Here is a 531-nt window from a genome sequence, read left to right on the forward strand (position 1 = left end):
GCGTCAGCTTGGCTGTCGTTAGCAAACACATCGACCACAACTGGACTGCCTGAGGTACCCGTTTGCAGGTCATTCACTGCTTGCGGATAGTCAATAGTGACGGTCGCTTCGTTTGAGGTTAAGCCTGTTGCGTCGTCTACGGTGTAGCTGATTGGTGTCGGATCAGCGGTAAAACCAGCTGCTGGGGCAAAGCTGATGGCACCTGTAGTCGGATTGACCGTCCATGTGCCTTCGCCTGGTACATCCACCGATTTGCCGTCAGCGGCAATAGTGCTGCCAACTGGCGCTTGGGTGATGATGACGGTCGTTGGGTCAAGATCATTTTCAGCGTCGCTATCGTTACCAACGACGTCAACTTCAACGGTGGCACCTGAAGCACCCGATTCGCTGTCATCCACTGCCACTGGTGCGGTTTGCGGATAGTCAATGGTGACGGTCGCTTCGTTTGACTTGTTGCCAGTGACATCAGAGACGACATAGTTGACAGGCGTTGGATCAGCGGTAAAACCTGCTTCTGGGGTAAAGGTGACT

Annotated in this window: 1 protein-coding gene; it reads right to left on the bottom strand. The window is 53.9% G+C overall.

Annotated elements, in window-relative coordinates:
- Window positions 1–531, bottom strand: a 531-nt coding sequence (locus ACIGBM_RS06155) for an Ig-like domain-containing protein (protein WP_397477353.1), incomplete at both ends; no start/stop codon positions are given.

Origin of the sequence: Psychrobacter sp. NPDC077938 (genome assembly GCF_044542635.1) — a bacterium.
Lineage (GTDB): Bacteria > Pseudomonadota > Gammaproteobacteria > Pseudomonadales > Moraxellaceae > Psychrobacter.